This window comes from Herbiconiux daphne, from assembly GCF_024979295.1.
In the GTDB taxonomy this organism is placed as follows: Bacteria; Actinomycetota; Actinomycetes; order Actinomycetales; family Microbacteriaceae; genus Herbiconiux; species Herbiconiux daphnes.
On the sequence record NZ_JANLCJ010000502.1, the window covers coordinates 1 to 630 of the forward strand.

The following is a 630-nucleotide window of genomic DNA, read 5'->3' on the forward strand; positions in this document are numbered from 1 at the left end:
TCACTACCTCATATCCTGACGCTTTACGCTAACTTATTTAAGCCCCTTAACCGGGGCTTTTTATTACCTTAAATCTGAATATACCCGGCGATATACTTGCTATCAGCCTTAATCCTACGCTTTCCTACAGTGCCTGAATAGTTACCCTCAATTGTGAGGATCTCATTACCATTCACCATTTCCACAAAGCCAACATGTGTAAACGTGCCGTTTAATTTCCAGTCATACACGATCAAATCACCCGGATCTACCATTCTCACATCCCTTGTAAACGCTCCATTCTCTTTAGCCCATTGTACCTGTTGAGCCACAGAAACTTCATACGGGAAATGATTCGCCGGGATTCCTTTCATGTATGCAATGCAACTTGTGAACATTGCACACCATTCATCAGTCTGTTTCATCCGATATTTTCTACCGGGTTTAATCAACGGGTAAACGTGGTGATTATAATAATCAATCAATTCCAGTTTACCCGCCAACCCAATATTAAAATATCTGTTGGCGGTTTTAATCATCGTTTAGTTTCCTTATTCATTTTCCATTATTCAATAATGAAACCATTTTTGATAGCAGAAACAAAATCATTTCTGTCGTCACTGGTTATCCAATTCAGCGGAGTAATAAATT

At 39.0% G+C, this 630-nt stretch carries 1 protein-coding gene; it reads right to left on the minus strand.

The window, feature by feature from the left end:
- Positions 1 to 68: 68 nt before the first annotated feature.
- The gene (locus tag N1032_RS26095; protein WP_259543539.1) at positions 69 to 518 is read right to left on the minus strand and encodes a CHAP domain-containing protein; all 450 of its coding nucleotides are present in this window, start codon (positions 516 to 518) and stop codon (positions 69 to 71) included.
- Positions 519 to 630: the final 112 nt, after the last annotated feature.